Origin of the sequence: Streptomyces sp. NBC_00057 (assembly GCF_045041165.1) — a bacterium.
GTDB lineage: Bacteria > Actinomycetota > Actinomycetes > Streptomycetales > Streptomycetaceae > Streptomyces.
In genome coordinates this window covers 2,993,088-3,013,049 of the sequence record NZ_CP108256.1, presented here as the reverse complement: position 1 = coordinate 3,013,049, position 19,962 = coordinate 2,993,088, and the positions used below count along the sequence as shown (strand labels likewise).

At 66.2% G+C, this 19,962-nt stretch carries 14 protein-coding genes and 2 pseudogenes; 11 read left to right on the top strand and 5 right to left on the bottom strand.

From position 1 onward, the window contains the following. Positions 1 to 57: 57 nt before the first annotated feature. The gene (locus OG953_RS13815) at positions 58 to 1,119 is read right to left on the bottom strand and encodes a MarR family transcriptional regulator (RefSeq protein WP_405684463.1); all 1,062 of its coding nucleotides are present in this window, start codon (positions 1,117 to 1,119) and stop codon (positions 58 to 60) included. 772 nt (positions 1,120 to 1,891) lie between these two features. Here OG953_RS13815 and OG953_RS13810 point away from each other — a divergent pair. The 3 genes and pseudogenes from OG953_RS13810 to OG953_RS13800 all read left to right on the top strand — a co-directional run. Next, positions 1,892 to 2,587, top strand: a complete 696-nt coding sequence (locus tag OG953_RS13810; protein WP_405684461.1) for an SGNH/GDSL hydrolase family protein — start codon at positions 1,892 to 1,894, stop codon at positions 2,585 to 2,587. 522 nt (positions 2,588 to 3,109) lie between these two features. Continuing rightward, positions 3,110 to 3,355, top strand: coding sequence for a hypothetical protein (locus OG953_RS13805; RefSeq protein ID WP_405684460.1), 246 nt, complete (start codon positions 3,110 to 3,112; stop codon positions 3,353 to 3,355). After that, a pseudogene (locus OG953_RS13800) lies at positions 3,285 to 4,046 on the top strand (IS5 family transposase); the annotation flags it as partial. The gene OG953_RS13805 and the pseudogene OG953_RS13800, both read left to right, overlap by 71 nt. A 44-nt stretch (positions 4,047 to 4,090) precedes the next feature. Here the strand turns inward: OG953_RS13800 and OG953_RS13795 are convergent. After that, positions 4,091 to 4,633, bottom strand: a complete 543-nt coding sequence (locus tag OG953_RS13795) for a hypothetical protein (RefSeq protein WP_405684459.1) — start codon at positions 4,631 to 4,633, stop codon at positions 4,091 to 4,093. 390 nt (positions 4,634 to 5,023) lie between these two features. Here OG953_RS13795 and OG953_RS13790 point away from each other — a divergent pair, with 390 nt between their 5' ends. From OG953_RS13790 to OG953_RS13760, 7 genes and pseudogenes are all read left to right on the top strand, one after another. Beyond that, the gene (locus tag OG953_RS13790; RefSeq protein WP_405684457.1) at positions 5,024 to 6,265 is read left to right on the top strand and encodes a helix-turn-helix domain-containing protein; all 1,242 of its coding nucleotides are present in this window, start codon (positions 5,024 to 5,026) and stop codon (positions 6,263 to 6,265) included. A 94-nt stretch (positions 6,266 to 6,359) separates the two neighbouring features. Then, the gene (locus OG953_RS13785) at positions 6,360 to 6,590 is read left to right on the top strand and encodes a hypothetical protein (RefSeq protein WP_405684455.1); all 231 of its coding nucleotides are present in this window, start codon (positions 6,360 to 6,362) and stop codon (positions 6,588 to 6,590) included. Between the two features lie 474 nt (positions 6,591 to 7,064). Continuing rightward, positions 7,065 to 7,241, top strand: a pseudogene (locus OG953_RS13780) (class I SAM-dependent methyltransferase); the annotation flags it as partial. Between the two features lie 98 nt (positions 7,242 to 7,339). Continuing rightward, positions 7,340 to 7,759, top strand: coding sequence for a hypothetical protein (locus OG953_RS13775; RefSeq protein WP_405692457.1), 420 nt, complete (start codon positions 7,340 to 7,342; stop codon positions 7,757 to 7,759). Then, positions 7,756 to 10,407, top strand: a complete 2,652-nt coding sequence (locus tag OG953_RS13770) for an SUMF1/EgtB/PvdO family nonheme iron enzyme (protein ID WP_405684454.1) — start codon at positions 7,756 to 7,758, stop codon at positions 10,405 to 10,407. The genes OG953_RS13775 and OG953_RS13770 overlap by 4 nt, the downstream gene beginning before the upstream one ends. After that, positions 10,404 to 10,664 (top strand): hypothetical protein, encoded by a 261-nt coding sequence (locus OG953_RS13765; protein ID WP_405684453.1) that lies wholly within the window; start codon positions 10,404 to 10,406, stop codon positions 10,662 to 10,664. The genes OG953_RS13770 and OG953_RS13765 overlap by 4 nt, the downstream gene beginning before the upstream one ends. After that, entirely contained in the window at positions 10,661 to 10,828 is a 168-nt protein-coding gene (locus OG953_RS13760) for a hypothetical protein (RefSeq protein ID WP_405684452.1), read from the top strand. The genes OG953_RS13765 and OG953_RS13760 overlap by 4 nt, the downstream gene beginning before the upstream one ends. Positions 10,829 to 11,023: 195 nt before the next feature. Here the strand turns inward: OG953_RS13760 and OG953_RS13755 are convergent, their stop codons facing one another. Next, positions 11,024 to 12,457, bottom strand: a complete 1,434-nt coding sequence (locus OG953_RS13755) for a DUF4145 domain-containing protein (RefSeq protein WP_405684450.1) — start codon at positions 12,455 to 12,457, stop codon at positions 11,024 to 11,026. 3 nt (positions 12,458 to 12,460) lie between these two features. Then, positions 12,461 to 13,219, bottom strand: coding sequence for a TSUP family transporter (locus OG953_RS13750; RefSeq protein WP_405684449.1), 759 nt, complete (start codon positions 13,217 to 13,219; stop codon positions 12,461 to 12,463). A 785-nt stretch (positions 13,220 to 14,004) separates the two neighbouring features. Here OG953_RS13750 and OG953_RS13745 point away from each other — a divergent pair. After that, complete coding sequence (locus OG953_RS13745; RefSeq protein WP_405684447.1) at positions 14,005 to 15,285, top strand: hypothetical protein; 1,281 nt, start codon at positions 14,005 to 14,007, stop codon at positions 15,283 to 15,285. 158 nt (positions 15,286 to 15,443) lie between these two features. Here OG953_RS13745 and OG953_RS13740 read toward each other — a convergent pair whose 3' ends face one another. Then, positions 15,444 to 19,718 (bottom strand): carboxypeptidase regulatory-like domain-containing protein, encoded by a 4,275-nt coding sequence (locus OG953_RS13740; RefSeq protein WP_405684446.1) that lies wholly within the window; start codon positions 19,716 to 19,718, stop codon positions 15,444 to 15,446. Positions 19,719 to 19,962 lie beyond the last annotated feature (244 nt).

Below are 19,962 nucleotides of genomic sequence, written 5' to 3'. Positions count from 1 at the left end.
CGGGGCGTACGTATCTCCAGGCGGCCGTCTGCGCGGTACCTGCGCAACTCGACGCGTTCAGGGGGTTTTCATCAGATCGCGGAGGGTGCTGACCAGCGCGTGGATGTCACGTTCGACGGGCGGGTCGGCGGGGGCTGTCGGGGCCGGGCCCAGGGCGGGTGTGCGGCAGGGGCGGCAGAGGCCGTCGGGGAGTGCTTCGGGGTGGCCGGGTGTGCCGCATTCGGTGCATTCCACCATCAGGCGGCGGAGGGGAGTACCTGGCGTGGCCGGTGTCCGGGTGGTGGGCAGACCGGGCGGGATCTTGTCGTTGAGGCGGCGGCGTACGAAGCCGATGGGGGAGTCGACCTGGGCGGGGAGACCGGAGGTGAGGGCGCGGGTGAGGTAGTCGGTGTCCACGCCCCGGGTGAACCACTGGGCGGCCAGGGGCGCCAGGACGGTGCAGTCGGCGGCGGAGAGTGCCAGGCGTGGTTCGAGTCGGCCCAGTTGGGCCAGGGCGAGGTACGCGGGTGAGGGGTGCGCCGGGGCTGGTTCGGGGGTTCGCTGCTGCGGTACGACGGGTACGGGAGCGGGCGAGGCGGGTTGCGCTGCGGGCCCGGCCGGCGTTGCGGGGGCCGGCGCCGGTGGTTGTGCCCCGGCCTGGGGAACGGGTGCTTCCGCGGGGACCCGGGGCGGCGGCTGGGGAGCGGTTGATGCGGCTGCTTCTTGAGTGGCTCGGTTGTTCTCGGCGTCCAGGAAGGCGCCCCACCATTCGTTGTCGCGGGCGGTGCGGGACCAGAAGGTTCGGGTGACCCAGCGGACCTGGCCGCGTTCTTCGATCCGGCACTGGGCGTGGCGCAGGTGACCGGCCACGCCCAGTGCCCTGAGGGCGCTGCCGACGGCCATCTGCCCGTACAGGGGGATGCTCCTGGCCAGTGACTTGATGTCCATGGCGGCGCCGTCGGGCAGGTGGTCGACGTACCCGGCGATGTAGCGCTCGCGTTCGGGCAGCAGCGTGAAGTCATCTGCGTGCACGGGGCGTTGGTCCGGCGCGGATCGCTTGCCGTAGCCGCGGTTGGCCTTCGGGTATGGGCGCGAGGATGCGGGCGTACGCAGGGCAGGGTTAAAGTTCTCGGTAGCCACGAGATCGGCCTTTTCGATCTTGGGGTGAGACCCCGGCCTGGTGCTCGAACACCGCGTCGGGGTCGTTTCGTTGGGGGCACCGTAAGCAGCCGCGATGGCACGCCGCAAGCTGGTCAGGATTAGTCGTACTTGCTGGTCGTGACGGGTCAGGGAGGGCGGGGAGGTTTTCCCAACCCCCTTCTTTCATCTACCGGTTAACCAAGAGCGCTCGAATCCCGGAGCCCGGATCCCGCCGCCCGGATCCCGAAGCTCAAGCGTCGGGCCCGGCACCCTCCCTGTGCCCACGAAGGAGTGAACCACCCGGCCCCGAAGCTCGAACCCCGACCCCCAAGGCCCGGAACTCGGGTTCCGATCCGCAGTGTGGCACTGCTCGATCGGCGGAGCGGACGCGGCCACCGCCCGGTCGTGGCTTCGCGAGCTCTCGCCTTCATCTGCCTCCCGTTTACCACCAATTTCCCCGTTGTGGTTCGAGCTCTCGCAGGTCGTCGTGGGGGAGGGTAGGCAGGGGTGGGAGGCAACCGGCTGGTAGCGGCCGAAAGCTGCCAAGTTCCGGGAGTCGAAGCGGACGGCGCACCAACGCAACCTCGTCCCGGCTCGGTGGTCTGGCTGAAACTGTCCAGGCTGGTGCTGGGGTGGAACCAGGGCCGCAGGGCGGGCAGTTGTTGCCCGCTCAGTCGGTGGGAGATTACTGTCGTGCCGCGCTGGGACGGTTGGAACGGCCGTGCCGGATTCCGCGCGGCGCCCGATCTCTCTCACTTCTAGGGACCCGTTCATGCACCCCTTGCTGATGCCCGTCGTCGCCGCGCAGGCGCTGTTCGTGCGCATGTCCACCGAGGCGCTGCCACCCGCGGGCGGGCCGGAATCCGGGACGGCCGGTGAGGCGGCCGGGGGCGAACCGCTGCGGATAGCCGTGGTCGGTGAGTCGACGGCGGCGGGCTGCGGCGTGGAGCAGCAGGAGGAGGGGTTCACCGGGCAGTTCGCGCGGGAGCTCAGTGTGCGCACCGGGCGTCCCGTGGACTGGTCGGTGCACGGCCGGTACGGGGCCACGGCGCGGCGCATCCGGTACCGGCTGCTGCCCGAGCTGGACACCGGCCTCCACGTGGTGGCCCTGCTGGCGGGGGTCAACGACGTACTGACCCGGCGCAGCCCGCAGGACTGGGGCGACGATCTGGGGGCCGTGGTCGGCGAACTCGCGCAGCGGGCGGATCAGGTCGTGGTGACGGGGATACCGCCGTTCGCGGAGTTCCCCTCCATCCCGGGGGTGCTGGGCCGCTACCTGGGAGAGCGGGCGGCCGTGCTGGACGAGGTCGCGCAGCGGGTGTGCGCGGAGGTCCAGGGGGTGACATGGATCGGCTCGACGAACGTCCTGCCCATGGGTCCGGACTTCTTCGCCCGGGACCGGTTCCACCCTTCTGCCCAGGGGTACCGCGAGTGGGCGCAGATCGTCGCCGGGAAGGTGGCGCTGTGAGCGGGGCCGGGGAGCAGCAGCCGGCTCGGGCTGGGCTTGCGTGCCCGGTGCACGGGACCCGCTGACGGGGCTGCCGTTCGTGGACGAGCACCGGGTGCTGGTCGCCGCGGATGCCGCGCAGGTGTGGCGGACGCTGACCTCCCCGCCTGTTCCGCCCCCCCGGAGCCGCGCTCCCTGACCTGGGTCGTCGATGCTGCACCGAAGTATCAAGTTCGTACACGCCGCCGTGTTGGCGTTCTCCGCCATCCTCGCCTTTCTGCTGCTCAGGCACCTCGACGGGCGCTGGGTCATGGGACACACGGCCGTCGTCTGGGCGACGGACTCCACGGGCGCGACCAGTGGCTCTCAAGTCACCACCTCCATCACCGAGTTCGCCGCGTCCCACCGGGCGACGATCGCCCGTGAGACCCCGACCTCAAGGAGCCGTACAGCCGCCGACACCTCTACCTCGCCCCCGGCGGCCCCCGCTCCGACTGGCTGGGTGACGGCTATCCCGCATTCGACCGCGACTACCGCACCGATGTGCACCCCGTCGCCGAACTCGGCAATCGCGACCCGCGCGGCTACTACTACGTCTTCGGATCGGACCGGGACGCCGGCGAGCTGGTCCGGACCCTCACCGACCTCGGGTTCGAGGCAGCGGTCTACCACCCGTACTCGCTCGAACAGCTGACCCCGACGTACTCCGACAGCGCAGTTCCGGATCCGCACCGGTGTCCCGTGGCGGGATCTGCCGCAGCGGTTCGGGAGCTGGAAGACCGTGTATGAGCGCCATCGCCGCTGGTCGGCGGACGGCACCTGGGAGCGACTCCTCCAAGCCGTCCTGGCCGACGCCGACGCCGGGGGGATCGACTGGAGCATGGTAAGCGTGGACTCCACATCATGTCGGGCCCACCAACACGCAGCCGGAGCACCGCGCAGGGCGCCCCGGGTTCCGAAGCGGAGATCGACGCCGCAGCAGCACCGCCCCGACGAGGGGCTCGGGCGCTCCCGGGGCGGCCTGACCTGCAAGATCCACCTCGCTGGGGAGGGCGGTCGCCGGCCGCTGGCCCTGCTGATCACTCCCGGTCAATGGGGCGACAGCCCGCAGTTGATCCCGGTGCTGGAGCGCATACGGGTCAAGCGCCCCGAGGGCGGCCGTCCGCGCACCTGCCCCAACCATCTTGGCGAGGGTAGGGCGTACAGCTCTCGGCGCAACCGCCGCTACCAGCGCCGACGCCAGATCAAGTACACCATCCCTGAACCGAGGGACCAGTGAACCCACCGCTGGCGCCGCGGCAGCAAAGGAGGCCGGCCTGTCGGCTTCGACAGCTAGATGTACAAGCGCCGCAACGAGGTCGAGCGCACGATCAACCAGCTCAAGCACTCCCGGGCCGTGGACACACGCTACGACAAGAGAGCCTTCGTCTTCACCGGTACCGTGACCGCCGCGTCGATCCGCCTGTGGCTCAGGTCGTGAGCGGCTACCCGCAGGCTTTCCTGTTCGCAGAACCTGGGACGAGCTCAGTAGTGGCTAAGCATTTCGTCGGCCGGGATGCAGTCGAACATGGTGTTGGCCCAGTCGTTGGGCCTACCGAAGACCAGTCGCGTGAGCACAACGTCGCCGGCTCGCTGTGCTCGCGGGTTCATCCCCAACTCCTGCGAGCCGATGTCGCCGCCCTTGGTGATCTCAATGTCCCTGCCGGTCTTCTCCGCGTAAGCAGTTAGTTCGGCAGAGAGCTCTGAGGGAGGCCGCCCTATCAGCCGGATCCCGTCAAAAGTGACCTGGGGGCCAGTCAAGGCGTCGACAGCGATGCAGGTCAGTCCCATCGGGCCGACGTAGTAGGCCGTAACAGCATTGCGGTAGAACGGGGCACCCGCTGCCCGGAATCTCGTGCGTAGGTGCCCGAAGGGGCCGAACTTGCCGACGTCCGAAGCGGCGTCGGAGGTGAATCCGCACGCCTCCATCGCGATGCTTGCCTCCTGCACGCTCATGCCGAAGATCAGCGGGCCGACACGCTCAAGTGGCGCGTAGTTCCATTGCGTCCGGTCGGATTCAGCCACCACTGCCCATGAGTCTGTCCACACGTCCAGCAGCCCCTTCCGGTGATCACATGGATACAGCGCCGATGACCCTACCCCTGCGGTAATCAGCATGATCCGCCGGACAGGCCCTAGTCGTACTTGCTGGCCGTGACGGGTCAGGGAGGGCGACGAGGTTTTCCCAACCCCCTTTTTTTTACCCAGTGGTTAACCAAGAGCGCTCGAATCCCGAGGACCGGATCCCGACGCCCGGATCCCGAAGCTCAAGCGTCGTGCCCAGCCCCCCTCCTTGTACCCACGAAAGAGTGAACCAGCCGGTCCCGGAGCTCGAATCCCGACCCTCGAAGTTCGCCTGGCGGCGGCCCTTTCCTGCTTCTCAACCGGCGTACGCTGAATCAGGAAGGGTGGTGTCGCATGTCGGACGAACTCGCTGACAACCTAAGGAAATACCGCCGCGCTGCCGGACTCAGTCAAGAGCAGCTCGCCCACCGAGCGGGACTGTCAGTCGGCCCCGTCAGGAAGATTGAGCAGGGTGACGACGGTGTGCGAATGGAGACACTTCATGCCCTGGCCCGCGCGCTTGGAGTGAAGACCTCCGGTCTGATGGTGGCCGGAGCTCCGAGGCCCGTACCTCATGACAACCTCAACGCCTTGAATCTCCGCGAACTCCGAATCGCCCTGACCCCGGCCGTCAGCCTGGCCGCGCCTGACGCGCCGACCGGGGACGCGCCCGACATCCGTCGCTTGCGCCGCATGACCCACGACAGTGCGCTCCTCTACTACGGGGACAGCTATCAGAGCACTGCCGCCGACCTCCCGGCTCTCATTCGAGCCGCGAACGAGGCCGTGGCCTACTACGACCACGGGAGCGAGCGCCAGGACGCCCTGCGAGTCCGCTCCGAAGCCCTGCAACTGGCTGGACGGTACTTGACGCAGATCAGGCAGTACGACCTTGCCTACGGGGCTATCAAGGAAGCCGTCAGCGACGCCCGGCTGGCCGGCAACGAGCTGACCGCGGCGTCAGGAGTGGGCGGCATGTGCTTCGTGCTCATTCGGACCGAACGGTTTGACGAGGCTGAGGACATTGCCGTTGCGACGATGGACATCGTCGAGCCGAAGATCAAGGGGGCCACGGCGGACGAGTATGCGACCTGGGGTGGCCTTGCGATGGAGGCCGCTGCCGCGGCGGCTCGAAACAACCGTCCCGAAGAAGCCAAGGAGCTCCGAAGGGCAGCCGGCACGGCTGCGAAGGCTGTGGGCGTTTCGCACCGCAACCTTCTGCGCCATTGGTCTCAGTTCGGGCCCGTCACTGCCGCGATGAAGGAGCTGGAGGACGCGATGGTTGCGGGCGATGCACGGACTGTCGTTCGGAAGTCCGGCGAGGTGGAAGAACTCCAACCGAAGGCGTGGAAGCGGTTGGGGAAGCCGAGCACGAACGACGGGAACCGTTACTTCCTCGATCTGGCTCGGGCTCGCGTCCGCACAGGTGACTCCTCGGCCGCCATGGAAGAACTGTCTCGTCTGGATTACGTCGCACCCGAATGGTTCCGCCACCAGACGGCCGCCGCGATCACCTTCGAAGAGATCACGAAGAAGCGTCGTACCCTCACTGCCGATATGCGCACGGTCGGCACTCACCTGGGCGTATTTGGCTGACTACAGCACGTCGATGTAGTTCTGACTGACCGTGACATCAAGTGCACTGCCTGGCATCTGGCTGGATACTCAGGGTCTACGTACCGTCCCTGGCATGGCGAACAACCAGCAGGCCGGCCCCCGGATCGGGGCAGTAGTCAAGGACATGAAGACCGACCGCTTCGGCGTCGTGATGGGCACCATTGGCGGGCTCATCCAGCTCCGCCCGATCAGCGGCGGACGGTCGTGGGAGGCCGAACCGGACGGCATCGAGGTGCTCTCCTCGCGCCAGGAGCTGACCGTTCGCCTCGCTGCTCTCAATGCCGAATCCAGGCGCGGAGTGTGAGTGGGCCCCGGGCCATCGTGAGGCACGTCCAGTGGACCCTCGCGCCGAACCAGGAGCCTGATGCCGAGCCTCAGACGTACGCCATGCTGTGCGTCGTCTGCGGAGACTCCTCCGCTACGGCGGAGGACTGGGACGCCCCGCAGAGGTGGGCTCTCTCCCACTCGGGGCGTAACCCCTCCCATCGCATGTACCGAGAGCTGATCACCAGGCCCTGGCGGACGTGGATGAACTCATGACAAGGATTCCTGTCCTGCTTGCTGCGCCCTCGGACGTTGCCGAGTCGGCGGTGAACCAGCGGCGCAATACACGCTGTTGCCGGTCCAGTACGGCGCGATAACCTGTCGTTGTCCAGCACATCAAGACCTGTGACGCGCGAGGGGGATCGTGGAGCGGCGCGATGTACAAGGGCATTATGAAGAGCTGGCCGCCGAGTACGACGAGCACTGGGTGTACGGGCCGGACTACATCCCTTGGATGTCGGCCCGCATCGCCGAAACGCTGAGGCTCACCGCCAACGACCGCATCGCCGACATCGGTTGCGGTACAGGGCTGTTCGCGCGCGAAGTAGCGAAGTCTGTCCGGCCGAGCCATCCCGTCCTCTGCGTCGATCCCTCAGAGGCGATGCTTCGTCAGATCGGGACGCCGCACCCACCTGGTCTGACACCGGTTCTCGCCTCGGCCGAAGACATCGCCGAGGGGAATGTCGACCTGCCCTGTGGCCGGCTCGATGCGATGTGGCTGAGGAATCGGTGCACCACCTCCCGGATCCGGCCCGGACGTTGCGCGGCCTGGCGGGGCGGCTGGCGGCCGGTGGACGCCTGCTCGTGGTCATGCTCCCGGCCACGATCCAGTACCCGTTGTTCGACAGTGCTCTCAGGCGCTTCGAGGAGTTGCAGCCCGACCCGTTCGGCATCGTGGAGCATCTGACAGCGGCTGGGATGGAGGCGGGTCTCTCCCACGTCGAGCACGAGTTGCGCATCGACCGGGACAGGTACTTCGGCATGGTGCGCGCTCGCTACATGTCCTTGCTCTCCACCTTCAGCGACCATGAGATCGAGAAGGGGATCGAGGAGATGCGTGCCTCCCACCCCGAGCCCGTCCTTGTGTTTCCCGACCGGTTCGCCTTTGTCCTCGGGGAACTGCCGGATCAACGAGGTGAGGGCGAGTGAGTACCGTGGTCGATGAGCGGCTGCGTCGGCTCCGGGGTGAACTGGACGATCACGCACGGATCGCGGACCGTCTCGGGCTCGACCTCGAGCGCCCTCTGCGTTCCCTCGACGACGGCTATCCCGAGAATGCTGTCGCGCTTGTCGGCAAACTGACTGAGAAGCTGCTCAAGGAGTTATGGCGCCACCACAACATCGAAGGTGATCCTTCTACCAAGGCGCTGAACGACCTCGTCAAGCGCTGCCGTCCGCATATCCGAAGCAGCACCGTGATGGACGCTCTGGACGACATCCGTCGCCTTCGTAATCGTTCCACGCACGACGGCTACGACATCAGCGACGAGGACGGGCTGCTGGCCGTGCGCCGCCTCGTCGATGTGCTGGTCTGGTTCACGAACACGGGGAGCCCCGCGCTCCTCGGCGGAGAGCCGGACCTGGCTCCCGAGGTGGCCCGCCGCTGTGAGTTCCTCGCAGGTCTGTACGTCACCCTCGGCTATCGGCAGGCCAAACGCTTCGTTCTCAGCCCCGACACCGTCTACCAGCTGTTCTGCCGTGAATCGGGAATGCGGCTGGAGTACGTGGAGCTCATGCTCTCCCGGGACGCCGACGAGCTGAGCACGGTCCTCGCCTCCAGCGACGGTGAGTTGTTGCGCACCCGATTGCCCAAGCTCACCAGGTTTGTTGTCTTGGAGGACAACAACGACAGTGCGGTATCCGGGGCGCTCCACCAGATGCTTGGACTGGACTTCCGGATCGTCCGCTACGACGGCTTCGTCGACACTCTCGTCAACCTCGAAACACACCTCGGCGCCGTCTCCTCCATGGCCGCACCCGCAGAGCCCCGCGTGGCGATCAACGCTGCAGTGCTGTCCAATGACCCGCACACCGGGGAGCCCCGGACAACGGAGTCCGCGGATGCTGCGGAGCTGCTCGCCCGTCTTGCCCGGGGTAGCGCGAACGTGCTGGTCACCGGTCGCCCCGGGAGTGGTAAGAGCACGCTTTTACGCTCTCTGGCCGTCAACCCGGACACCCGCCGTTTCCGCTTCTACTTCGACCTTGGACTCAAGCCCAAGGACGAACCCTTCTCGGAGTACGCAGCGCGACTCCTGGCACCGTCCATGGCTTCGGACCGCTCCCGCGCCTACGACCTCTTTCTCTATTTGATCCGCTCAGGCACCGCACTCTGCGTGCTCGACGCCGTCGACGAGGGCGTCGATGAGGCGAGCCCCACCGGTTTCCTGCGCCTCTTCGTGGATCTGGCGGCCGTGCTCTCGGCGGAGTCCGCCGTGGTCATGAGCTCGCGCGTGTCCTTCCTTGCCGACTCGCCCCAGGTCCGCCAGCTGCTGGACAGCGGCGCAGGGCGTTCCGAACAGCTCGTCGAGCAGATGTATGCCAATGGAGTCGACCCGGCCAGGGTCCCGCACTTCCATCTCGTACGCCTCGCCGAACCTGACGCAACACCGTTGGAAAAGAGGCTCACCGCGTCGCTAGGGCTGTCTTCGGGGCGTTCCCTCGCAGACATCCTCGGAACGCACATCACCCGGACCCTGGCCGATCGCGGACAGGCCGGCATCGAGCAACGTCTGCCCGAATGCTTCGGGCACGCCTTTCTCACCGACCAGACGGTGTTCTCCCTCCTCGACCTGCACCGGTCGTTGGGGACAGGCGCGTTCACCGACGGACGCCTTGAGCTCGACGCCTGTGTGCTCTCGCCCTTGCTACGCCCGGCAGGGCCCGATCAGGTCGCCTTCGTGCACACCGCATACCAGGAACTGCTTGCGGCGCGGTATCTGGCCGAGGCCGGAAACCAGGACGCGGCAGTCGACGTGCCGGGCGGCGCCTTCCTCACCGAGCAGGTTCGGGCCTTCCTCGCCGCCCTCCCCAGCGCTCCCGCGACCGACGACTGCGTACTGCCCGCCGGGACGTATCTGGTCGGCCCGGCCGAACGGCTGCTGCTCCGTCGAGTCCCGCGATCCGTACGATTCGACCGGCACGCCGTGACGGTGCAGCGCTACCGGCGCTTCCTCCAAGCGCTCAACAGTGATGGCACCTCGAGCTGGGACCATCCCGACCAGCCGGCCAACGTTACGCACCATCCGTGGACCGACAGGTTGCGCGAATCCGACTACTACGCCGACGCGCGCTACGACTCGTACCCGGCCGTCTGCGTCAACTGGTGGAGCGCGTACGCCTTCGCCGGGTTCGAGGGCAAGAGGCTGCCTACCTCCCTGGAGTGGGAAGCCGCTGCGCGTGGTACGAACGGCCGCCTGTTTCCCTGGGGCGACGAGCCCCGGGACGGACTGATCAACTGTGCGGACTCATGGGTCGGGCGCCCTGTCGTCACCTACCAGGCGTGGTACGAGGACTTCGCAGGCGACGCCGTCCGCCGGGCATGGGTGACGCCATCGGACGAACGGCCCGGAAACCGCTCTCCGTTCGGCATCGGCGACATGGTGGGCAACTGCTGGGAATGGACGTCGACCAGCCTCGGTGATCCGGGTGAGGCCGTCATTTGCGGCGGCAGCTATGACAACCCGATGCGTGCTGTACAGGCAAGCAGTAAGGGTCTCTACCGGAAACGCGGGGGAAGCAACGCGGTTGGCTTCCGCTGCGTGGAGGACATCACCGACACCGGGGAGGCGGTGGCATGAGTGGCGAGCCGCGTCACGGCACGATTGTCGACAGGCGTTCGAGTGGCGGGGGAGTAAACGGCACGCTCGGTTCGTACATCGTCCGAGACGACGAGGACCAGCGGTACTACGGATTCGACTACCGGCAGATCGTGACTGAAGGCTTCCGCACCATCCGCACCGGTGAGCGTGTTCGCTTCCATGTCTCGGCGAGCCCCGGCCAGGCCGAGTTCGTCATCCGCCTCGACCAGCCGGATCCGTCCGAGTACTACGGATGACCGCCGTGTCCCCCTCACTCGAAACCATCACCGGTGTGCGCCAAGAGCTGACAGTTGTCGTCCCGGTGCGTCTGCTGCGGACTCCCGACTGGGCCGAGGGGCCGTTCCCCTTCGAGCTGGGCAGCCGTCGCACCGATACCGCGACGCGGGCAACGACGAGCTGACCGACGAACTCTCGGACGTCGTCGACACCACGCAGCTGCCGCGAAGATTCGCAACGCTGGAGGGGAACATCGCAGTCTTCCGCAGCACCCACTGGCGTCAGCACCTGACTGCCCACGGTCCGGCCAACGAACTGCTGCTCGCCAACTTTTTCTTCAGGGCCAGCTCCGCCGCACACCCTGCCGCTTCATCGGCCTCTATATAGAATGGCCGCAGTGAGGGCAGGCTTTCCAGGACGCCTGGATACGCTTACCGCATTCATGACAGTCCCGGCGTCGCAGTTGGCCACAGAACGGGCAGGCAATCCAGTTTGCGTCCTCAATCTCCCTAGCGCATCTCGTGCAGCGAAGTAATTGCAAAGGACGCTCACGTTGAAGCCATTCCAGGATATCTACTGTTACGTTATATGCGGTTTCTGCATATTGAACAGCTTCTCGGCCGCGGTGAGCGGAGTCATTGCGTAGATTCCGCAGCCAGTGTGCTGCTGCGGCAATACGCGTAGGCATGATTCCAGTATCGCTAAATTCTTGGATGGCGCCACTGATGGCCTTTGGTGGTACGCGACCAAAGCTCCGTTCGTAAAGCTCGGCAAGTTCCTGTTCGACGGTCTTCCCTGCTTTGATTACGGCCAGTTCGGGCTCCCGTGCAAGTAGGGATCTAATGCTTCGAAGCGCCTTGCGATATTCTTCGTCAAGGCTGGCCACCCGCTCGATCACTCGACTCTCACTGTCGGTGTCGTCCAGTCCGTTTGCTGTGAAGAGACGAGAGTGTCGTCCGATAAGGATGGGGGCGCACATGATCGAGTCGGAGTATCCGAGCCGTAGCTTTGATGTATCTGGCGAGGGTGCATCGGAATTATCGAGAGGTGCTAATGATTCCTGCAGGCTGGGCATATTTCCGGCGAACAGTCCGGAGGAAATAAGGAAATTCCAGGAAGCCTGCAAGGATCTTACGATTTCTTCTCGCGATTGATCTATGGGTTCACTGGCAGTGTCAACCCACTCTATTCCATTGCGCAAGATATTGTCGCACTCGGCGTGGGTGAGGCCTTCCCCGAAAACTCCTTGCAGGAAGTGAAGTTCGTTGGCCGAGAGCCCCGACTGGAGTTTGCGAGTGGCATCGGAGTGGGCTCGTAGGAAGGACCGCAGGGCGGTTGTTTTGCTTCGTTCTGCCTCGCTGCTCACGCAGAGAAGGTTCAACTGGGTCCCGGAATCCTCCGCAGTGAATATGCGGGTGCCGCCGAGGCGCACTGCCATACTTGTGAATGGCTCCCAACAGGAAATTCCGTCGATGAAGCCGGCTTTGAAGGCCATGATCTGATCGTTGGGAGGGAGGTCGACGAATACCGGCGTGCGATCGGATGCACTGGCCCAAGCGTGAGCGATCTCATGGCCTGTACTTCCTGAAACGGTGCCGATTCGTGGTCGGGTTGGAATCGCCCCCCTGGTGACGACTGCGTGCCCTTTACCGAGCCGCTGGGCGATTCCAATGGTGCGCACGGGAAGTCCATAGGCGTATCCGAGGAGGAAGGGTGTTGAGCCGAAATATGCGGCGTCGAGTGTTCCGGTGAAGAATTTGAGCATGGACTGAAGTCCGGAAGTGGCGAAAGTGAAGCTTACGGATGTAGTCAAGTTTCATCTCCCGGATTCGACGAAGGCATTATAGGCGGCCAGAAGAACAGAAACTGTAACGATCGCACTGTTGACTGTAGCCAGCCTCCGGGGTGAGGTCTTACGGGAGATTCTTGTTCCCAGAATCAGGCCGATCAGTTGCATCGGAAGGCATGCGAGAGTCAGTAGCATGACATTCGAGATGTGATCACCCACGATGAAAAAGGTGAGAACCCGAACTACCGCCGATACGAGTAGGACTCGCGTGACAATGATTCTGAGGTCATGTGGCGTTAAGAAGCGTTGAAAATAAATCACCAGAGGCGGTCCGTTAATACCTGTGATGCCACCGATTAAACCTGCCAGCAAACCGACCAGGCTGCCCTGGGGGCCGATGGCCCGAGAAGAGGCAACGGGGCCGTTGCGCTGGGCAGCGAAAACTGAAACCAAGCCGATGGCAACCGCGAGCACCAGTATCCCGGCAGCGACAGAGCTCGGAATGTAGGTCAGCGCGACGACTCCAGCAGCCGTTCCCACGGCCATGGTGGATCCGACGAGGAAGCCTTCCCTGCCGCGCCGTACCTGAGGGTCCGTAACGGTGAGCGTTGCACCTGAAGTGACATCCAGTGCACCGGATGCGGCGACAGCAAGTGGCTGGCCGAATAGAGCGGACGCCATTGGAACGAACAGCAGCGCTGGTCCGAAGCCTGTAAGCCCTTTGAGGCCATATGGCAGAAGGGCCAAGACAGCGATGATCGCTAAGTGCTCTGCGCTGAGGCTCATGTAGTCCTCTCTTGACAGGCTGAAGAGCTCTTTTTGGGCAGAAGCGCGAAGAATGAGGAGCACTGGGGACGGAACCGGTCGTCTGCGGTAGGCAAGTCACTTGCCAGCCGACCAAGCTTAGCTGTTCTGAGTAGGTCGCAGGGACTCGGTCTATCACCGTGACCCCAAGGGAAGTGACGGTGCGTCACGACAGGAATAAGGTTTGAAGACTCTGGGACGGAGGGCTGGGGAACGCCGCACCGAGGTTCCGCACGCCAGGAGCCGCGTGGACATCCACGGGCTGTCGTGACCTGGTGCCGCAGGTCCGTGCGAGGGTTCTTGTTGCGGAACCCGACAGGTGACGTCACCCCGCAGCGGGCAGGGGCGGACGATGTGGTGCGAAGGCCTCCACACTTCAGATTCCCTGGAGGAGATGGAAAGAACCGGACCGCTGGATGGCGGGAGATCCGGATTCTCTCGGGACTGGACGCGACGGCCATCACGGGCTGTCGGTGTTCCGGTTTGCCCAGCAGGTTGGTGACGCCCAATCTGGCGGGGCTGGTCGGCCACGACTCCCCCTTGACGTCATATGTGGCGTAACCAGGGCAATCAGGGCATGTGGCCTTCGGTCGCAACGTTGAGGAGCCGAGGCAGCGGGAGAGCTCCACTGGACCTGCAGGCACTTCCCAAATCAGACTGCGGCTGGCACCGAGTACACGTGATCGGCCCTGAACAATGGCGTATTAGGCCGTGTTGAAGGCCAAAGACCCGCGATAGCCTGCCGGTTTCCATCCAAGGAGACTGGTATGACCGCCGCGTCGCCCTCACTCGAAACCGTCACCGGTGCGCGCCAGGAGTTGACGGTCGTTGTTCCGGTGCGTCTGCTGCGGACTCCCGACTGGGCCGAGGGGCCGTTTCCCTTCGAGCTGGGCAGCCGTCGAACCGATACCGCGACCCGGGCAACCTATTTCGCTCCGGCCTCCGCGAGAGTTCTTTACGGTGCGCCCGGCCGGCCCAGACGCTGGCACCGGTCGGCGTCGGTCGTCCATAACGGCCTGCATCTCATCGGTATGGAGCTTCTCCGTACGGCCACCGTCCGTAGTCCCGAACGCGCTCTCGCGGTCCTCCACTTCACGGTGTACAACCCGCTGTTGCCTGTGGTGCGCGAGATAGCGGGACGACTGACCACCGAAGCCGACGCCGCGACGCTCGCAGGGCCGCTGGATCCTGGGGTACTCCTCGCAGGTATCGCGGAAGTCACCATCGGAACAGGGACGTTCGCCATCGCCCGCCCCTACACCGTCGCCTTTCTGACCCCCGAGGCCGACCACACTCCGGCGCTGCGTGCGGGCTATGAAGGGCCACTGCCGGCCACTGCCGACCGCTGGCTCTGGCAGCTGGCGTCACGTTCGAACACGGCCGACTTCCCGCTCGCCCCAGAGACGGCCGCGGCAGAGCTCAGCAGCGCCGTGCGTATCTCGGCGGACTGGAGCGCCCTGGTTCTCCGGCAGGGCGCCGCCTTCCTCGGCCACCGCGCCGATACCGGGGATGGCGACTTCTACGCGTTCGGCGCCCTGCACTCGCGCACCGTCTACCTCGATGCCCTGCTGCTCGGGTCGCTCCAGCGCGACCACATCGACGAGCTGACCGACGAGCTCTCGGACGTCTTCGACACCACGCACCTGGCACGGCGGGTCGCCACGCTGGAGCGGAACATCGCGGTCTTCCGCAGCACCTACTGGCGTCAGCACCTGACCGCCCACGGCCCGGCCAACGAACTGCTGCTCGCCTTCCAGAACCAGCACCGACTGCCCGACCGTTTCGGCGAGATCCTGGCGGAGGCCGCCGACTACAGCCGGCTGGTGCAGACGCAGGAGAGTCAACAGATCAGCGGCGCGTTGGGAACGCTCACGATCCTGGGCCTGCCCCTTGGCACAGCGCTCGGCGTACTCCAGGTCATCGGCGACGAGTCCCTCGCTCACCTGCTCGTCGCACTCGGGCTCTCCGTCGCTGCGGCGGCCGCCGCGCTCGCGACGCGTTACGGGCGGCTGGTGCTGTCGTCGCTGCGTGGAGGCGGCAAGCCGTAGGCGGCGATCCTTGAGCCTTGGTGTACCAACGCGGCGCCCCTGAAGCGAATTTGGGAGCGTCGGAGCTCATGGGTCGCGGCCCCGCCATCGGATCGGTGGCGGGGCCGCGACCTGTCCGTGCGGGCCGGGGCAGGGCCCGGCCCGCACGGAGCGTCAGATCAGGTGCAGGTGCGGTCGGGTTTGAGAGAGAAGTCGGCCGTGGTCGCCTTGTGTGGCGTAATCTCGGCCGATGCGGTCTGCAGCTTCCAGCCCTCCTTGGACGCGGTCACCGTGAGCGGGTTGTTTCTGACGTCGAGCCAGAGCGCGTAATGACCGTTCTGGTCGGTCTTCAGTGTGTAGGTCGCCGTCTTCGAGGTGATCTGCACGGTTGCTCCGGCCAGTGGCGTCGGCGTGCCGGTGCAGCCGGCTCCGGTGACCGTCCCGGTGATCTTTCCCCAGGTCTTGGGCGGTTTCACCACGAACGTCACCGGCACGGGCGCGATCCCGTAAGGAGTCTTCGCGCTGATCAGGAGCTGCGCGGTGAACGTGCCGGGCTGGGTGATCTCGGCGACGTCCGCGTCGAAACTCACGGTGACGTCAACGCTCTCGCCCGGCTGAAGCGTCACGTCGCTCTTGTCCACTGACAGCCAGGGGACATCGGTTGTGTCAGCGCACTGGTCAAAGCCGGGCAGCAGCTCCGAGTTCTTGAACGCATTGAAGTTTCCGGTAGTACCTCCGATCTTGTAGAAGCCGCAGGCGGAGCCACCGCGGTAGAGAGTTCTGTCGGAGTTGGGCAGCGCGGTCCAGGTGTCGGAACCCGGGTCGTAGGTGAAGCCCTTATTGGTGATCGTGCTGGAGCTGTAGGTCACGCCACCGGACACGAGGAGCTTGCCGTCTACCGCTGAGTAACCCATTCCCCACAGGTCGATCGGCAGGTCGGCGACGGGGGTCCAGCTGTCGGATGCCGGGTCGTAGCCGTAGGCGTGCTTGGTGGTGGTACTGCCCGACGTCCCGCCCGCGCAGTACAGCTTGTTCGCGATGGCGCCGCAGCCGAGCCAGGAAATCGACTCCGGGTAGGCCTTGCTCGAACTCCAGGAGTTCGAGGCCGGGTCGTACACCTGCACGTCCGTCTTGCCGCAGGCGTCGGACGCGCAGCCGCCGACGATGTGGATCTTGCCGCCCAGCACGGTCACGGCGGCGCCGGCGTACGGTTTCGGGTTGTCGGCGCCGGTGGACCAGGCGCCGGTCAGCGGGTCGTAGATCTCGGTCTTGGCCACCGGCCTCCCGTACGCGTCCCAGCCGCCGAAGACGTAGAGCTTGCCTCCGTAGGCGGCCGCCTGCGGCGCCTCCCGGGCGACGCTCAGGTTCGGCAGGGCACTCCACGCCTGGGCGCCCGGGTCGTAGACGTAGGCCTTGTTGAGGACATGCGTGCCGTCGGTTCCGGCGGCCGAGTAGACCTTGCCGTTGATGGTCGCCACGCCGTTGTCCATGATCGGCACGGGGTAGTCGGCCACCGTCGTCCACGGTGCCGCGTACGGCGCCGCCGACGGCTTGGCCGCCGCCGTCTGCGCGGTTGCGCCGGGCCGGAACCGCAGGGGGCTGTAGTGTCCCTTCACCTCCTGCAGCGGAGCGCCCTTCTGCGCCGCGGCGGGCTGGTAGACGCCCGGCAGCTCATCGATCTTGGCGGTCACCGGGGCGGTTCCGGTGTTCTTCAGGGTCAGGGTGGAGCTGCCCTTTCCCTTCCAGGCGGCCGTCTTGCTGAGCTGGGCCGGGCTGACCGCGATCCGGGGGGCGGGCAGGGCGAAGGTGCCATCCGATGCCTGGTCCGGGGCGACGTTGACGGTGATGTCCTGTGCGCTGTAGGAGTTCCCCGCCTTGGCGGTGAACGTGTGATCCCCGGTGAGCGAGGAGAACATCCAGTGGAAGCCGTCGCCCAGGTTCGGGTCGTTCGGCGTCGCCATCGAGGTCGTCTTCTCGGCGGGTTTGTCGGCCGACGTCACCGTGGCGCCGTTGATCCCGGCCCCGGTGTTCTTGTCGGTCACCCGGCCGACGACCAGGCCGCCCGGTACCGGGTCGCACGTGCGGTCGCCGAGGAAGACGTCGTCGACCTGCCACCACCACCCCCACTTGGCGGTGAGGTGGAATCGCACCTGGACGTTGGCCTTGCCGGCGGCCTGGGGCAGGTCCACGACCTCGGTCCGCGGCCCCCGGGCGCTGTCCTTGGTGTGGTGCCAGACGGTGTTCCACGTCTGGCCGCCATCGACGCTGAGATCGACGTCCCCACTCTGGCCGAACGCGAAGCCGTTGTAGTCGGTGCGGAAGATCAGGGACGGGTGGGTTCGCTGGCTGAAGTCCATAGCCGGGCTGATCAGCGACGTGTCCTGTGTCTTTCCGTAGCCGTAGTAGCTGCTGTCGACGATGGCGAAGCCGCCGGACCCGCCGGTCTTGTTGCCGCGCCTGCCGGGATCGTTGAACGCCCAGGTCTGGCCGTTGCCCACCTTGTCATCGACGGTCCAGCCCGACGGTGCGGTGGTGCCGTCGAACGACTCGCTGGTACCGGCGTAGCGGTAGCCGTATCCGGCCGCGCTGCAGGTCGTCGCATCGACCGACGCGTTGACGTCATGCGTCACATCCGCCGAACCCACCTGAACATCCTGAGAATCCTGCTGGTAGCCCGGATACAGCGGGTCGACCTGCAGCGTGTAGGTGGCCCCGGCGGGCACGCTCAGGGTGTACGTCCCCGTCTTCGGGTCGGTGTAGGCGACCGCGGTCGGCTCGTCCTTGACCCGCACCGTCGCGTACAGCGGCCAGCCCTGACCGGAACCGTCACGGACGCGGCCGGTGACGTTCACATGCGACTTCGCGCTCAGCGCGAAGTCCTCGGTCAGCGTCTGCCCATCAGCGATCGCGACACCGGACACGGTCTTGGTGGCGTACCCGAACTTGCTCGCGCTGACGTCATGCGTTCCTGGTGGCGCGGTCAGGGTGTAGCGCCCTTGCCCGTCCGTCATGGCTGTGACGTCGCCTACGGTGATCTTGGCCGCTGCCAGTGGAGCGGTGCCGTCGGTGACGGTGCCTGTGACGGTGCCGTGCGGACCGGAGCGGAATGCGGCGACCCCGTTCGGGGTGCCGAGCCCGGTCGGCCCGTCATACCCCGGCCCGCCCTTGCACAGATACGCCGTGGTGCAGTTGCCGTTGCTTCCGAACGTGACGTCATTCAGCGCGGACGGCTGGGCGTACGGGTAGGAGTTGGGCGCCGACCCCGTCGTCGGTGTCCCGGCCAGCGCGTAGACGGAGGCGATGATCGGGGCGGAGGCGCTGGTGCCGCCGAAGACCTGCCAGCCGCCGTGGTAGACGGCGACGCCGGTGTTCGGGTTGGCGACCGCGGACACATCCGCGACCGTACGGCGCGGGCAGCCGGTGTCCTTCTGGAACGACGGCTTGGCCTCGAACGCTGAGCAGCCACTGCCCGCACCACTCCACGCGCTCTCGGTCCAGCCGCGGGGGCTGGAGGCGTCCTTGACCAGCGAGGTGCCGCCGACCGCCGTCACGTACGGGGACGCGGCCGGGTATGAGACGCCGAAACCGTAGTCGCCGGTGCTGACGGTGATCGCGACACCGGGGTGGTTGAAGTAGGCGTCGTCGGCCTGGCTCTCGTCGGAGCCTTCGTTGCCGCCGTAGCTGTTGGAGACGTACTTGGCGCCCTGGGCGACCGCCTGGTTCACGGCCGCGCCGAGGTTGTCCACGTAGCTGTCGTCGGCCTCGACCAGCAGGATCTTGCAGGTCGGGCATGTCGCGCTGACCATGTCGATGTCCAGTGCGATCTCCGCGGCCCACCCGGCGTCCGGTGGCGGATAGTTCGTGCCGCCGCGCTGGTCGATCTTCTTGAAGCAGCCGTTGGCCGTGGTGCACGGCGGCAGCCCGTACTGCTGGCGGTAGACGGCCAGGTCCGCCTCGGCGTTCGGGTTGTCGAACGCGTCGACGATCGCGACCGTCTCGGTGGAGCCGGCGGCGGGCAGGTTGTAGGCGCTTCGCAGGTCGGCCGGGCCGAAACCGGTGGGAGCGGCATCGGGCTGGATGCCCTTCGCCGCGATGACATCGGTGCGGACCATGGCGAGGCAGGACATCTCGCCGGCTTTCGACGGCGTGGCGCACACCTGACTGGTCGGGTGCTGGCCAGGCGACGTCGGGCCTGCGGCCTTCGTGGTCGGGACAGGATCCTTGGCGGAGGCAGCGGAGGCAGCGGAGGCAGCGGAGGCAGCGGAGGCAGCGGAGGCAGCGGAGGCAGCGGTGGTGGCGGTGGTGGAGGCCCGGGCCGAGGTCGGCAGGGCGATCACCGTGAGTGCGGCGACGGCGAGCGCCACGATCAGCGCTAAGGCGCGTCCGGCCGCCGTGGTCAACGCGACCGGATGCGACCTGCGGGGCGATGGCCGCGCGGCGGTGGGATGAGACATGTACACCTTTCCTACGGGGTGCATGCAGACCCGAATCGTGAATTCTTCATCAGGCAGATCTCGGCTCAGTCGTACTTCTTCGGCTGCGACTCGTTTCCGCGGCCCAGCGTGCTTTTCGGGAAAACGAGGGATTCGACGGGACACGGTGCACGAGACTTTGTCCGTCCCTTCGGCCGGATGACAGATTTGCGCGGACTTTATGGCCGGCGGCACAGCTCCGTCATCGGTCGAATGTCGGGACGAT

Excerpts from the sequence above, each read along its gene's own strand:
- OG953_RS13810 (WP_405684461.1), top strand. The coding sequence starts at position 1,892 with ATGCACCCCTTGCTGATGCCCGTCGTCGCCGCGCAGGCGCTGTTCGTG.
- OG953_RS13790 (WP_405684457.1), top strand. The coding sequence starts at position 5,024 with ATGTCGGACGAACTCGCTGACAACCTAAGGAAATACCGCCGCGCTGCC.
- OG953_RS13745 (WP_405684447.1), top strand. The coding sequence starts at position 14,005 with ATGACCGCCGCGTCGCCCTCACTCGAAACCGTCACCGGTGCGCGCCAG.
- OG953_RS13750 (WP_405684449.1), bottom strand. The coding sequence starts at position 13,219 with ATGAGCCTCAGCGCAGAGCACTTAGCGATCATCGCTGTCTTGGCCCTT.
- OG953_RS13740 (WP_405684446.1), bottom strand. The coding sequence starts at position 19,718 with ATGTCTCATCCCACCGCCGCGCGGCCATCGCCCCGCAGGTCGCATCCG.
- OG953_RS13765 (WP_405684453.1), top strand. The coding sequence starts at position 10,404 with ATGAGTGGCGAGCCGCGTCACGGCACGATTGTCGACAGGCGTTCGAGT.
- OG953_RS13785 (WP_405684455.1), top strand. The coding sequence starts at position 6,360 with ATGGCGAACAACCAGCAGGCCGGCCCCCGGATCGGGGCAGTAGTCAAG.
- OG953_RS13760 (WP_405684452.1), top strand. The coding sequence starts at position 10,661 with ATGACCGCCGTGTCCCCCTCACTCGAAACCATCACCGGTGTGCGCCAA.